The sequence below is a fragment of the Cupriavidus sp. KK10 genome (assembly GCF_018223725.1).
Lineage (GTDB): Bacteria > Pseudomonadota > Gammaproteobacteria > Burkholderiales > Burkholderiaceae > Cupriavidus > Cupriavidus necator.
This window is the reverse complement of sequence record NZ_CP073677.1, coordinates 4,791,970-4,804,995: the sequence shown is the minus strand read 5'-3', so window position 1 is coordinate 4,804,995 and position 13,026 is coordinate 4,791,970. Positions and strand designations below refer to the sequence as shown.

Annotated in this window: 11 protein-coding genes; 7 read left to right on the top strand and 4 right to left on the bottom strand. The window is 65.8% G+C overall.

The features are described from left to right. Positions 1 to 3: 3 nt before the first annotated feature. Positions 4 to 537, top strand: a complete 534-nt coding sequence (def, locus tag KB879_RS22380) for a peptide deformylase (protein WP_013956965.1) — start codon at positions 4 to 6, stop codon at positions 535 to 537. A 69-nt stretch (positions 538 to 606) separates the two neighbouring features. On the opposite strand, the gene KB879_RS22375 is transcribed toward def, so the two are convergent. From KB879_RS22375 to map, 4 genes are all read right to left on the bottom strand, one after another. Then, positions 607 to 1,923, bottom strand: coding sequence for an IS4 family transposase (locus KB879_RS22375; protein ID WP_211979784.1), 1,317 nt, complete (start codon positions 1,921 to 1,923; stop codon positions 607 to 609). 124 nt (positions 1,924 to 2,047) lie between these two features. Then, positions 2,048 to 3,922, bottom strand: coding sequence for a pseudouridine synthase (locus KB879_RS22370; RefSeq protein ID WP_153956068.1), 1,875 nt, complete (start codon positions 3,920 to 3,922; stop codon positions 2,048 to 2,050). Positions 3,923 to 3,944: 22 nt separating this feature from the next. After that, positions 3,945 to 6,527 (bottom strand): [protein-PII] uridylyltransferase, encoded by a 2,583-nt coding sequence (locus KB879_RS22365; protein ID WP_041227946.1) that lies wholly within the window; start codon positions 6,525 to 6,527, stop codon positions 3,945 to 3,947. 87 nt (positions 6,528 to 6,614) lie between these two features. Continuing rightward, positions 6,615 to 7,433, bottom strand: a complete 819-nt coding sequence (map, locus tag KB879_RS22360; protein WP_013956962.1) for a type I methionyl aminopeptidase — start codon at positions 7,431 to 7,433, stop codon at positions 6,615 to 6,617. A 335-nt stretch (positions 7,434 to 7,768) separates the two neighbouring features. Between map and rpsB the strand changes: the two genes are divergently transcribed. The 6 genes from rpsB (at position 7,769) to KB879_RS22330 (ending at position 13,020) form a co-directional block, all read left to right on the top strand. Further along, positions 7,769 to 8,515, top strand: coding sequence for a 30S ribosomal protein S2 (gene rpsB, locus KB879_RS22355; protein ID WP_013956961.1), 747 nt, complete (start codon positions 7,769 to 7,771; stop codon positions 8,513 to 8,515). A 296-nt stretch (positions 8,516 to 8,811) separates the two neighbouring features. After that, positions 8,812 to 9,690 (top strand): translation elongation factor Ts, encoded by an 879-nt coding sequence (gene tsf, locus KB879_RS22350; RefSeq protein WP_013956960.1) that lies wholly within the window; start codon positions 8,812 to 8,814, stop codon positions 9,688 to 9,690. Between the two features lie 271 nt (positions 9,691 to 9,961). Beyond that, positions 9,962 to 10,672 carry a UMP kinase gene (pyrH, locus tag KB879_RS22345; protein WP_013956959.1) on the top strand — a complete coding sequence of 237 codons (711 nt, stop codon included), beginning with the start codon at positions 9,962 to 9,964 and terminating at the stop codon, positions 10,670 to 10,672. Between the two features lie 114 nt (positions 10,673 to 10,786). Then, positions 10,787 to 11,347, top strand: a complete 561-nt coding sequence (gene frr, locus KB879_RS22340) for a ribosome recycling factor (protein ID WP_013956958.1) — start codon at positions 10,787 to 10,789, stop codon at positions 11,345 to 11,347. A 44-nt stretch (positions 11,348 to 11,391) separates the two neighbouring features. Further along, the gene (locus KB879_RS22335) at positions 11,392 to 12,162 is read left to right on the top strand and encodes an isoprenyl transferase (RefSeq protein ID WP_013956957.1); all 771 of its coding nucleotides are present in this window, start codon (positions 11,392 to 11,394) and stop codon (positions 12,160 to 12,162) included. A 36-nt stretch (positions 12,163 to 12,198) separates the two neighbouring features. Next, complete coding sequence (locus tag KB879_RS22330; protein ID WP_013956956.1) at positions 12,199 to 13,020, top strand: phosphatidate cytidylyltransferase; 822 nt, start codon at positions 12,199 to 12,201, stop codon at positions 13,018 to 13,020. The last annotated feature ends 6 nt before the right edge of the window (positions 13,021 to 13,026 follow it).

Below are 13,026 nucleotides of genomic sequence, written 5' to 3'. Positions count from 1 at the left end.
ACCATGATCCGCGAGATTCTCAAGATGGGCGATCCGCGCCTGCTGCAGGTGGCGCGGCCGGTGGAGCGCTTCAATACGCCGGAGCTGCGCACGCTGATCGAAGACATGTTCGACACCATGGACCACGCCAACGGCGCCGGCCTTGCCGCGCCGCAGATCGGCGTGGACCTGCAGGTGGTGATCTTCGGCTTCGACCGCAACCCGCGTTACCCGGACGCGCCCACCGTGCCCAAGACCGTGCTGATCAACCCGGTGCTGGAAATGGAGTCCGACGAGATGGAGGACGGCTGGGAAGGTTGCCTGTCTGTCCCCGGCCTGCGCGGCGTGGTGCCGCGCCATCTGCGGCTGAAGTACAGCGGCTACGACCTGATGGGTAACCGCATCGAGCGCGTGGCTGAAGGCTTCCATGCGCGGGTGGTGCAGCATGAGTGCGACCACTTGCAGGGGATCCTGTATCCGATGCGGATCAAGGATTTCAGGCAGTTTGGGTTTACAGAGGTGTTGTTTCCGGATCTGCCGCCGAATAGCGACGATTGACGAGCTGTGCCGCGCGGTATCGAATCCGCGCAAGGCGCAAAAAAACCGGTCCTTGGGGACTAATGCCGTTCAGTTAAGGTCCTTTCTGAGGAACCGGACGGTGTAGCGCTTAGGCAGGGCTTTGACCACGCGGGGGCACTTACGCCCCCGTCGTTTTTGGACGATCGCCAACTGAAGTTTGGCCCGCATGCGCTGCAGATGGGCCGGCAGCTTGCCTGGGGCCATGCCGGCTGCCCAGGTCAGTTCGCCCTGTATCAGGCGCAAGGCCAGCACAAAGCTCAGGTCGGTAGGCTCGACGCGGGCCTCGAGCGCAGCCTTGGCCATCTCCAGACGCACCAGGTTGTACGCAATCAGTGCCCCCCAGATTTCCTGATGCACGCCCTCAGGCTGGCGGCTGCGCAAGGTCAGTTCGGCCCCGAGCATCGTCTGCTTCAGTTCCCGATAGCTGGTTTCGATTTCCCAACGGCGCCGGTAGCACGCAAGGATATCGGCGGCCTTGAAGCGCCGACGGTCCGTCAACGAGGTCAACAGGACGCGCTCTGACTCCTCGTCCCGGATCGCGCGAGCTGTCCAGGTCTCTGGCAAGGCTGGATTCTTGCGGCGAGCCTGAGGGGAGACCTTCATCTGAACGATGCCATCATCCGCACTGCCTGAGAGCAGCACCCACTGCAGATTCTTTTTCGCTGGGATCAGGAAGTGGCGCTCGCTGCCGCCCATGCGCAATCCCCACAGGATCTCTGCGGCCAGAAAGCCTTTATCAAAGATCGTCAGCGAATCATCCGGGATCCGCTCAATAAGCGGCTTGGCATAGAGCATCTCATTGCAGCCGTAACGGCCAAAGGCGATATCAGCAACAAGATGGGTAGGAACAGACGTGAGCGAGACACCGCGGACTTGTGGATAGCTGGCGACCTTGCCACTGGCATAGCTCTGGGCGCCAAAGTACAGGCGATTCTCAGGGCTATCGGCAGTGCGGAAGGTGGTGCCATCCATGGCGTAAAGCGCCAAGCCCTTCCATTTGTAGTGCGCAGCATCCTGAGCCACCCACGCCCGTGCGGTCTGCTCGAACAGCCACAACAAAGGCTTGTCTCCAAGCCGCTCGCGGGCTTGGGCGATGTCGCTCTTGCTGACACAGGCGCTGGCATCGTTGGGCAGTGCCAGGTCCAGCGTCTCCAGCACATCGGGAATCGATTGGTGCCGATAGAGCGCCAGCGCGATGACCAGCCAGACCACCTGCTCTGCTGGCAGTCGGCGCCGGCGAACGGACGCTGTTCCCGTGGCGGCCAGCGCCTGCTCGATCCATGCCATCGGCAGATGCTCGCTGAGCCGGGCAAAACTGGCCGGCTCACTAAGCTCAAGGGCGGTGTGGACTTGTTCCGATAGCATCGGAACGGCAAGTTAACAGCTCGACACCTTGTTTACAACCCCTGCAAAGAAAAATGCCGTTCAGACTTAACTGAACGGCATTAGTCCTTGGGGACCGGTTTTTTTGGGTCGGCAAATTCTGGAATCAGAACTTCTCAAACTGCCCCAGGAACCGCCATTTACCCGGCGGCAGATCCCCCAGCACCACGCGTCCCATGCGCACGCGCTTGAGGCCCACCACTTGCAGCCCAACCTGCTCGCACATCCGACGGATCTGGCGCTTGCGGCCTTCGCGCAGCACGAAGCGCAGCTGCTCCTCGTTCTGCCAGCTCACCTTGGCTGGCTTGAGCGGCACGCCATCCAGCGACAGCCCGTGGCGCAGCAGCTCGAGATCATCGGCCGGGAATTCCGCGCTGATATTGCGCTCGACCACGCCCTGCGGCGAGTGCCACACCACACGCACCAGGTATTCCTTCTCGACGGTCGAATCCTCGCCGATCAGCGCGCGCGCGACGCGGCCGTCCTGCGTCAGCACCAGCAGACCGGTTGAGTCGATATCGAGGCGGCCCGCCGGGGCCAGGCTCTTGCGTTGCCACGGGGCGAAGCGCTTGCGCGTGGGGTCGCCTTCCCACTGGTTCTCGGGGGTGAACAGCACCGCGGCCGGCTCGTAGCCGTCTTCGGCCTGGCCGGAGACGTAGCCCACCGGCTTGTTCAGCAGCACCGTGACGCGCTCGCCTTGTTCGGAGCGCGCTTCCTGCATGATCTCGATCTCGGCGTCGGGGCGGATGCGGCTGCCCAGTTCGGTCACGGGCTTGCCGTCTACCAGCACCCAGCCGTGCGGGATCCATTCGTCGGCTTCGCGGCGCGAGCACAGGCCCAGTTCGGACATGCGCTTGGACAGGCGCACCAGGCCGTCGTCGTGGCTGGACTCGGCGCGGGCGGGCTTTTCCTGGCGCGCGGCCGGTGCCTGCTGGCGTGCCGGGCCGGCGGTGCGGATGCGGTCGGCGGCGTCGCTGAAGCGGCGTGCCGGCGCGGTGCCTTCACGGCGGCGCTCGCCCGACGGCGCGGGGCGCGGGCGCTGGTCGTCATCGCCATAACGGCGCGGGCGCGAGTCGGTGCCTTCGAAGCGGCGGGGACGGTTCTCGTCATCGCCATAACGGCGCGGGCGCGAATCGGTGCCTTCGAAGCGGCGAGGGCGGCTCTCGTCATCGCCAACGCGGCGCGGATGCGATTCGGCGCCTTCGAAACGGCGGGGACGGTTGTTGTCCTCGCCAGCACGGCGCGGCGGACGCGAATCACCGCCCTCGAAACGGCGCGGCGGGCGCGCTTCGCCGCCTACGAAACGGCGCGGTCGTGCCTCGCCGCGATCGTCGCCAGTGCGGCGCGGGCGGTTGTCGTCGTCGCCAAAACGGCGCGGCGGGCGCGCTTCGCCGCCTTCGAAACGGCGCGGACGTGCCTCGCCGCGATCGTCGCCCGTGCGGCGCGGGCGGTTGTCGTCGTCGCCAAAGCGGCGCGGCGGGCGCGCTTCGCCGCCTTCGAAGCGGCGTGGACGTGCCTCACCCCGATCATCGCCCGTGCGGCGCGGGCGGTTGTCGTCGTCGCCGAAGCGCCGCGGCGGGCGCGCTTCGCTGCCTTCGAAACGGCGCGGACGTGCCTCACCCCGGTCGTCGCCATAACGGCGAGGGCGGCTTTCGTCATCGCCGAAGCGGCGCGGACGCGCCTCGCCACCTTCCGGGCGGCGCGGGCGTGCCTGGCGTTCGCCGTCAGCGGGACGCGGCGCGCGGGGTTTGCGCGGCTGGGCTGCGCCGGCCTGCGGTTCGCCCTGGGCCGGACGGCCGCCGGTCTTGCCGCCGGCGCGCTCCTGGGCGCGCTTGATGCCTTCGGAGACGGCTTGCACGCGCTTGCGGTTCAGGTCGGACACCCGCACGGGGCGGGTGCCGGTCTTGCGCGCGGCCGTGCCGGTGTCGCTGGCGGCCTTGATACCTAGCGTCTTGCGCTTCGGCGAATTGCTGTCGGTCATATGTTGATGCTGCCCGCCCGCCTCAGATGGCGAGGGCGGCGAGCAAGTCCTGTTCAAGCTGAATCTGCAATCGGTTGTCGGCAGCCAGGCGGCTGCCGTCGACCAGGAACACGTCTTCGACGCGTTCGCCCAGGGTGTTGATGCGTGCCGTGTGGACGGATACGCGATGCCGTGCCAGTACGCGGGCGATGGCGTACAGCAGGCCGGTGCGGTCGTTGGCGGACAGCGACAGCAAGTAATACTGGCCGCGCTCGTCCGGGCGCAGGTCCACGCGCGGCTTGATCGGGAAGCTGCGCGACTGGCGCGACAGCCGCCCCTGCGTGGGTTCGGGCAGTGCGCCTTGCAGGCGCAGCCGCTCGCACAGTTCGTGCTCGACCAGCGCGATGATGTCGCGGTAGTTGCCGCCGTCGCCGGCCATGCCGGGGTCGGTGACCTGGAACGTGTCCAGCGCGTAGCCGTGGCGCGTGGTGTGGATCTTGGCGTCCTGGATCGAGAACGCCTTGCGCTCGAAGTAGCCGCAGATGCGCGCGAACAGGTCGGGCTGGTCCTTGACGTAGACCGCCACCTGCAGGCCTTCGCCGGCGGGGGAGACGCGTGCCTTGACCACCGGCGTGGGGCTGTCCACCTTGTTGTACAGGTGGCGCGTGAGCCAGGCGATATCGTGCGAATCGTGGCGCAGGAAGAAGGCCACGTCGAGCTGCGCCCACAGGGACTTGCCCAGCGCCGGGTCGAAGGCCTTCAGGCGCAGTTCGGAGATAGTGTCCTCCTTGCGCTGCGACCACAGTGAATGCGAATCCACGCGCGCGCCGCCCAGCACGCGCAGCGTGATGTGGTACAGGTCTTCCAGCAGCTTGCCCTTCCACGCGTTCCATACCTTGGGGCTGGTGCCGCGGATGTCGGCCACGGTCAGCAGGTAGAGCGCGGTCAGGTAGCGTTCGCTGCCGACCACGCGGGCAAAGGCGTGGATCACGTCGGGATCGGTCAGGTCCTGCTTCTGCGCCACGTGGCTCATGGTCAGGTGGTGCTCGACCAGCCAGCAGATCAGGTCGGCGTCTTCGCGCGCAATGCCGTGCTGCTTGCAGAAGCGGCGCGCATCCACGGTGCCAAGCTTTGAGTGGTCGCCGCCGCGGCCCTTGGCGATGTCGTGGAACAGCGCTGCCACGCACAGCACCCACGGCTTGTCGAAGCTGGCCATCAGCTGGCTGCAGAACGGAAACTCGTGGGTGTGCTCGACAATGGCGAAGCGGCGCATGTTGCGCACCACCATCAGGATGTGCTGGTCCACGGTATAGACGTGGAACAGGTCGTGCTGCATCTGGCCGACGATGCGGCGGAAGTTGATCAGGTAGCGGCCCAGTACGCTGGTCTGGTTCATCAGGCGCAGCGCGTGGGTGATGCCCTGCGGCTCCTGCATGATGGCCAGGAACAGGCGGCGGTTTTCCGGATCGTTGCGCCAGCCCGCGTTCATCACGGTGCGCGCGTTGTACAGCCCGCGCAGCGTGCGCGGCGACAGGCCCTTCACGCCGGGCGTGCGCTGGTACAGCAGGAAAGTTTCCAGGATCGCGTGCGGGTCGCGTTCATAGACGTCGTCGCTGGTGATCTCCAGCATGCCCTGGCGCTCGACAAACCGTTCGTTGAGCACGCGCGTCACCTGAGACTCGCTCGGGAACAGCATCGCCTCGATGTTCAGCAGCAGCACGCTGTTGAGCTGCGTGACCGCCTTGGCCGCCCAGTAGTAGCGGCGCATCAGCTGTTCGCTGGCGCGCTTGTTGGTGGTCTGGCGATAGCCGAAGGACTCCGCCAGCGCGGTCTGCAGGTCGAATACCAGCACGTCCTGGCGCCGGCCAGCCACCAGGTGCAGGCGCGCGCGGATGGTCTTGAGCAGGCGCTCGTTGCGCGCCAGCTCCTGCGCTTCGCGCTGCGTCAGCAGGCCGCGCTCGAACAGTTCTTTCCAGCTGTCGCCCAGGCCCGCCGCCTTGGTCATCCACAGGATCACCTGCAGGTCGCGCAGGCCGCCCGGGCTTTCCTTGCAGTTGGGCTCGAGCGCGTAGGGCGTGTCCTGGTATTTGGCGTGGCGCTGGCGCATTTCCAGCAGCTTGGCCTGGAAGAACGCTGCCGCGTCCAGGTCGGAGAGGTAGCGCGTGCGCATCGACTCGAACAGCTTGCGGCTGCCGGTCAGCAGCCGCGCCTCCAGCAGCGAGGTCTGGATGGTGACGTCCTGCCGCGACTCGCGGATGCAATCGTCCACGGTGCGCACCGAAGAGCCGATCTCCAGCCCAAGGTCCCAGCACAGGCCGATAAAACGCTCCAGGCGCCCGGTGGTGTCCTGGTCGGGCTCGGCGGGCAGCAACAGCAGCACGTCGACGTCGGAGTAGGGCAGCAGCTCGCCGCGGCCGTAGCCGCCCACCGCCACCAGCGCTGCGCCCGCGGGCATCTCCAGGCCGCGCCAGGCTTCCACCAGCGCGGCGTCGACAGCGCGGCGCAGCCGCGTGATCAGCGTGCCGACGTTGGCGCTGAGGTTGAAGTCGGCAAACAGCGCCTGCTTGTCGGCTTTGAGCTTGTCGCGCACGCGCGCGGCAAGCAGCAGTTCCGGCGTGGTGTCCATGGAGATGGCGGGCTCGGGGAGCGGGTAGGTGGGCACGGCTGGAAAAAGAAAGGCGCCCGGTCAGGCGCCCCTGGCTTCGGTGCGGCCTCAGGCCGCGACGGAATCGGTGATAAAGGCCGGCGGTGCCGGGCTCCCGGCCGATACCGTAAGGACCTCGTAGCCGGTTTCCGTGACCAGCACGGTGTGCTCCCACTGCGCCGACAGGCTGCGGTCGCGGGTCTTGACCGTCCACTGGTCGGGCATGGTGCGGATATCGCGCTTGCCGGCGTTGATCATCGGCTCAATGGTAAAGATCATGCCGGCCTTGATCTCGGCGCCGGTGCCCGGGCGGCCGTAGTGCAGGATCTGCGGGTCTTCGTGGAAGTTCTTGCCGATGCCGTGGCCGCAGTACTCGCGCACCACGCTGTAGCCGGCGGCTTCGGCGTGTACCTGGATGGCGTGGCCGATGTCGCCCAAGCGGGCGCCGTGGCGAACCTGCGCGATACCCTTCCACATGCATTCATAGGTCACCTGCGACAGGCGCTTGGCCAGGATCGAGCCCTCGCCGACGATGAACATGCGGCTGTTGTCGCCGTAGTAGCCTTCCTTGGTGATGACCGTGATGTCCAGGTTGATCGCGTCACCGTTCTTGAGCACGCGATCGCCCGGAATGCCATGGCAGATCACGTCGTTGACCGAGGTGCAGATCGCGCCGGGGAAGGGCGGATAGCCGGGGGGAGCATAGTTCAGGCACGCCGACACGGTGCCCTGCACTTCACGCATGTAGGCGTGGCACAGGCGGTCGATTTCGCCGGTGGTGATACCTGGCTGGACGAAGGGCGTGATGTAGTCGAGGACCTCGGACCCAAGGCGGCAAGCCACGCGCATCTGGGCGATGTCTTCGGCGGTGTTCAGGTGAATGCTCATGCTGCGTCGCCAAAAAAGTGATGGCGAGGCCACTGGCCGCGCCGAAATCGAAAGGTCAATGTAGGATTATCGCACCATCGGGGCCAGATCGCAGCCTGAGCGCGGCCGTCGCGGGCTGAGTCCGTTGGGCGCCAGGGCACCGGGCGGCTTGAGCGGGCCGCACTTTTGTTGCTACAATAGCAGGCTGACTTGGTTGCGGCGCAGCATTGCGTGCGCCAGGCCGGAATTTTGCAGGATATTCCTGTTGCTGTTTGAAATCGCTGGCCCGCCTATCCGGGGTGTTCCTTTTCAGGAATGTCGGGGCGGGCTTCAGACCTAACCCTTTGGAGATTTACATGTCCGTTACCATGCGCGAAATGCTGGAAGCCGGTTGCCACTTCGGCCACCAGACCCGCTTCTGGAACCCGAAGATGGCCCCCTTCATCTTCGGCCATCGCAACAAGATCCACATCATCAACCTCGAAAAGACGTTGCCGATGTTCCAGGACGCAATGAAGTACGTGCGTCAGCTGGCAGCCAATCGCGGCACCATCCTTTTCGTGGGTACCAAGCGCCAGTCGCGCGAAATCCTGGCTGAAGAAGCTGGCCGTGCCGGCATGCCCTATGTCGACGCCCGCTGGCTCGGCGGCATGCTGACCAACTTCAAGACGGTCAAGATCTCGATCAAGCGCCTGAAGGACATGGAAGCCGCCAAGGAAGCCGGCGCGCTGGACACCATGAGCAAGAAGGAAGCGCTGATGTTCGAGCGCGAGATGCTGAAGCTGGAAAAGTCGATCGGCGGCATCAAGGACATGGGCGGCGTGCCAGACGCGATCTTCGTGGTGGACGTCGGCTACCACAAGATTGCCGTGACCGAGGCCAACAAGCTGGGCGTGCCGGTGATCGGCGTGGTTGATACCAACCACTCGCCGGAAGGCATCGACTACGTGATCCCGGGTAACGACGACTCGAGCAAGGCCGTGGCCCTGTACGTGCGCGGCGTGGCCGACGCGATCCTGGAAGGCCGTGCCAACGCTGTGCAGGAAGTGGTTGAAGCCGCTCGCGGCGGCGACGACGAATTCGTCGAAGTGCAGGAAGGCTGATTGCCCGCCGCCTGATTGCCGGAAAGGAACCCGCTAGCGCGCATCGTCACCGCACGACAGACAAGCAACGCTTGCCGCCCGTCACCACGGGCTGCGCGCAAGGCGAAAGCCGGGGTACGCCGGCAGCCGGGCAAGAAGGGCAATAAAAAGGGGGCACATCTGGCGCCCCCTTTTTTTGAATTTGAATTGTTGTCACCCGCCGCAGGCAGTATCTGCCGCGGGTGTGCTGTAGACCCACCGACCGGGTGCCGCAGGCGACTGCCGGCAGCCGGCGTGAACCATTCAAGGAGTGACAAATGGCGGCAATTACCGCAAGCATGGTTGCAGAACTGCGCGCGAAGACCGACGCGCCGATGATGGAATGCAAGAAGGCCCTGACCGAGGCCGACGGCGACCTGGACAAGGCCGAAGAGCTGCTGCGCGTCAAGCTGGGCAACAAGGCCAGCAAGGCCGCGTCGCGCGTGACCGCTGAAGGCGTGGTCGCATCGTTCATCGACGGCACCACCGGCGTGCTGGTCGAACTGAACTGCGAGACCGATTTCGTCTCCAAGAATGACGACTTCCTGGCTTTCTCGGCCAAGGTTGCCGAACTGATCGCCAAGCAGAACCCGGCCGACGTGGCCGCCCTGTCGGCGCTGGAAATCGACGGCGTGAGCGTTGAAGCCACCCGCACCGCCCTGATCGGCAAGATCGGCGAGAACCTGACGATCCGCCGCTTTGCCCGCTACGCCAACGGCGGCAAGCTGGTGTCGTACCTGCACGGCACCCGCATCGGCGTGATGGTCGAGTTCGATGGCGACGAAGCCGCCGCCAAGGACGTGGCCATGCACGTGGCCGCGATGAAGCCGGTGTCGCTGTCGGCCGAGCAGGTCCCTGCCGAGCTGATCGCCAAGGAGCGCAGCATTGCCGAGCAGAAGGCTGCCGAGTCGGGCAAGCCGGCCGAAATCGTCGCCAAGATGGTCGAGGGTTCGGTGCAGAAGTACCTGAAGGAAGTCTCGCTGTTCAACCAGCCGTTCGTGAAGAACGACAAGCAGACGGTTGAGCAGATGCTGAAGGCCGCCAACACGACCGTGAAGGGTTTCACCCTGTTCGTGGTGGGCGAAGGCATCGAGAAGAAGCAGGACGACTTCGCCGCTGAAGTGGCCGCCCAGGTGGCCGCTGCCCAGAAGGGCTGATGTCCGGGGCGCCGCGGACTGCCCGTTCGGGCTGGTCCGGGCGCCTATAATGCCGCAGGGGCGCCGTAAGGTGCCCCTCTGCATAAGTAGTGCGACGCTGCGCATGCCGCGTTGCACCGCAGCAGCCAGTTTCCGTGGTGGTCCGGCAGTCCGGGGCACCCCGAAAACCGGCTTTCTTCCGCCGGCGGCACGAGGATCCGTGCCGCCGGCGCCAAAACATACGTCTCAAGATCGTCTCAACCGAGCGATTTGCTCCTGTCCGAGGGTGAACATGCCAGCCTACAAGCGCGTCCTTCTGAAACTGTCCGGTGAAGCCCTGATGGGCGAAGATGCCTTCGGCATCAACCGCTCCACCATCGAGGCGATGGTGAACGACATTGCCGAGATCGTGAAGCTCGGCGTGCAGGTCGCGGTGGTCATCGGCGGCGGCAACATCTTCCGCGGCGTCGCCGGCGGCGCCGCCGGCATGGACCGCGCCACCGCGGACTACATGGGCATGCTGGCCACCATGATGAACGCACTGGCGCTGCAGGACGCGATGCGCCACGCCAATATCGAAGGCCGCGTGCAGTCCGCGCTGCGCATGGACCAGGTGGTCGAGCCCTATATCCGCCCGCGCGCGATCCGCCAGCTGGAAGAGGGCAAGGTGGTGATCTTCGCCGCCGGCACCGGCAACCCGTTCTTCACCACCGACACCGCCGCCGCGCTGCGCGGCTCCGAGATCGGGGCGGAGATCGTGCTCAAGGCCACCAAGGTGGACGGCGTGTACACCGCCGACCCGAAGAAGGACCCCAGCGCCACGCGCTACACCACCATCACCTTCGACGAGGCCATCTCCCGCAACCTGCAGGTGATGGACGCCACCGCCTTTGCGCTGTGCCGTGACCAGAAGCTGCCGATCAAGGTGTTCTCGATCGTCAAGCCGGGCGCGCTCAAGCGGGTGATCCTGGGCGAGGACGAGGGTACCCTGGTGCACGTGTGAGTCCGGCGCCGGATGCCGCGCTGCAACGCTGGTATCCGGCCGGGCAAAGAGTAGAATGATTCATTTTCGATCCCCGCCAGGGGGATCATGGTTGGCTGATTTCCGGAGGTAAAAATGAGCGTCGCCGACACAAAGAAGAGCGTCGAGCAAAAAATGCAGAAGTCGATCGAAGCCTTCAAGGCCGATCTGGCGAAGATCCGCACCGGCCGTGCCCACACCGGCCTGCTCGACCATGTTCAGGTGGACTACTACGGCTCGATGGTTCCCATCAGCCAGGTCGCGGCAATCGGCCTGGCCGATGCGCGTACCATCACGGTGCAGCCCTGGGAAAAGAAGATGGTGGGCGCGGTCGAGAAGGCCATCCGCGACTGCGACCTGGGCCTGAACCCGGCCACCATGGGTGAAGTGATCCGCGTGCCGATGCCCGCACTGACCGAAGAGCGCCGCAAGGAGCTGACCAAGGTCGTCAAGAGCGAGGCCGAGGGCGCCAAGATTGCCGTGCGCAACCTGCGCCGCGATGCCAACGAGCAGTTCAAGAAGCTGGTCAAGGACAAGACCATTTCCGAGGACGACGAGCGCCGCGGCCAGGACGAAGTGCAGAAGCTGACCGACAAGTACGTGGCCGAGATCGACAAGATGGTCGCCGAGAAAGAGAAGGAGATCATGACGGTCTGACCCCGTCCCGGCATGGCCGGGGCAGTCAACGACCGTCTGCCATCATGCAGCACATCAGTTCAACGCTCGACGTACCCGATACCTCCTACGTCCCCCGCCACGTTGCCATCATCATGGACGGCAACGGCCGCTGGGCGACCCAGCGGCACCTGCCACGCGTTGCCGGGCATACCCGGGGGCTGGACGCGGTGCGTGCGGTGGTGGAAGCCAGCGCCGCCCGCGGCGTGCAGTTCCTGACGCTGTTCGCCTTCAGTTCTGAGAACTGGCGGCGCCCGGCGGATGAGGTCTCGTTCCTGATGCGGCTGTTCATGATGGCCCTGCGGCGCGAAGTGGTGAAGATGCACGCCAACAACATCCGGTTGCGGGTGGTGGGCGACCTGGACCGCTTCAGCCCCCGCATCCAGCAGATGATCCGCGATGCCGAGGCGCGCACGGCCGGCAACACCGGCCTGACCGTGACCATCGCTGCCAACTACGGCGGCCGCTGGGACCTGCTGCAGGCCATGCGCAAGATGCTGGCGCGCTCGCCCATGCTCGACCCGGCCTCGATCGACGAATCGGTGCTGGCGCCGCACCTGGCGATGGCCTATGCGCCGGAGCCGGATCTCTTCATCCGCACCGGCGGCGAACAGCGCATCAGCAATTTCCTGCTGTGGCAGTTGGCGTATTCCGAGCTGTATTTCACCGACGTTTTCTGGCCGGATTTCGACGCCGCGGAACTGGACAAGGCCTTCGCCTCGTACCGCCAGCGCGAACGCCGTTTCGGCCGCACCAGCGCACAGCTGGTCGCCCCGGGACTATCGGGTACCGCCTGACCCTGGCAACTCCAACCTCTCACGGGACTGCAGCGCATGCTCCTCACCCGCGTCATCACCGCCCTGTGCCTGTTGCTGCTGATCCTGCCAATCCTGTTCCTGGCGCCGCCCGCGGCACTGGCCGGGCTGGTGGCCGTGATCGTGCTGCTGGCCGGCTGGGAATTCGGCCGCCTGATCGGGCTGCGCGGGCCGTGGCCCTATGTCTATGCGCTGGCGTGCCTGATCGCGGCCATTGCCTGGCATGACCTGCCGCTGCGCCACGCCATCACCTGGCTGCTTGAAGCCGCGGTGGTCTGCTGGGGCGTCGCGGTGGTGCTGCTGGCGCGCGGCGTGCGCACCGCGACGCCGTCGTTTACCGCCCTGGGCGCGGTGCTGGGGCTGGTGATGCTGCCCGCGTTCGCCCATGCCACCATGATCCTGCGCGGCGCCGGCATCGGCGTGCTGCTGACCGCGGCCGTGCTGGTGTGGGCGGCCGATATCGGCGCGTATTTCACCGGCAAGGCCATCGGCCGGCGCAAGCTGGCGCCTGGCATCAGCCCGGGCAAGTCCTGGGAGGGCGCCATCGGCGGCTGGCTGCTGGCGCTGGTGATCGGCCTGGCGCTCGCCGCCACCCATGCCTTTGCACCGACGTGGTTCTCCGCGATGGGAGATCGTGGCGGCCTGGCCTATGTGGCGGTGCTGACCACGCTGCTGGTCGCGGCGAGCGTGGTCGGCGATCTGTTCGAATCGCTGCTCAAGCGCCAGGTTGGCAAGAAGGACAGCAGCCGGCTGCTGCCCGGCCATGGTGGCGTGCTGGACCGGATCGACGCCTTGCTGCCAGTGTTCCCGCTGGCGGCCCTGATGCTGATTTTTCTCTGAAGCCGT

Bases quoted from the DNA above. Each gene is read 5' to 3' on its own strand.
- KB879_RS22330 (WP_013956956.1), top strand. From the start codon at position 12,199: ATGCTCCTCACCCGCGTCATCACCGCCCTGTGCCTGTTGCTGCTGATC.
- KB879_RS22370 (WP_153956068.1), bottom strand. From the start codon at position 3,922: ATGACCGACAGCAATTCGCCGAAGCGCAAGACGCTAGGTATCAAGGCC.
- def (WP_013956965.1), top strand. From the start codon at position 4: ATGATCCGCGAGATTCTCAAGATGGGCGATCCGCGCCTGCTGCAGGTG.
- KB879_RS22375 (WP_211979784.1), bottom strand. From the start codon at position 1,923: ATGCTATCGGAACAAGTCCACACCGCCCTTGAGCTTAGTGAGCCGGCC.
- frr (WP_013956958.1), top strand. From the start codon at position 10,787: ATGAGCGTCGCCGACACAAAGAAGAGCGTCGAGCAAAAAATGCAGAAG.
- KB879_RS22335 (WP_013956957.1), top strand. From the start codon at position 11,392: ATGCAGCACATCAGTTCAACGCTCGACGTACCCGATACCTCCTACGTC.
- KB879_RS22365 (WP_041227946.1), bottom strand. From the start codon at position 6,527: ATGGACACCACGCCGGAACTGCTGCTTGCCGCGCGCGTGCGCGACAAG.
- map (WP_013956962.1), bottom strand. From the start codon at position 7,433: ATGAGCATTCACCTGAACACCGCCGAAGACATCGCCCAGATGCGCGTG.
- rpsB (WP_013956961.1), top strand. From the start codon at position 7,769: ATGTCCGTTACCATGCGCGAAATGCTGGAAGCCGGTTGCCACTTCGGC.
- tsf (WP_013956960.1), top strand. From the start codon at position 8,812: ATGGCGGCAATTACCGCAAGCATGGTTGCAGAACTGCGCGCGAAGACC.
- pyrH (WP_013956959.1), top strand. From the start codon at position 9,962: ATGCCAGCCTACAAGCGCGTCCTTCTGAAACTGTCCGGTGAAGCCCTG.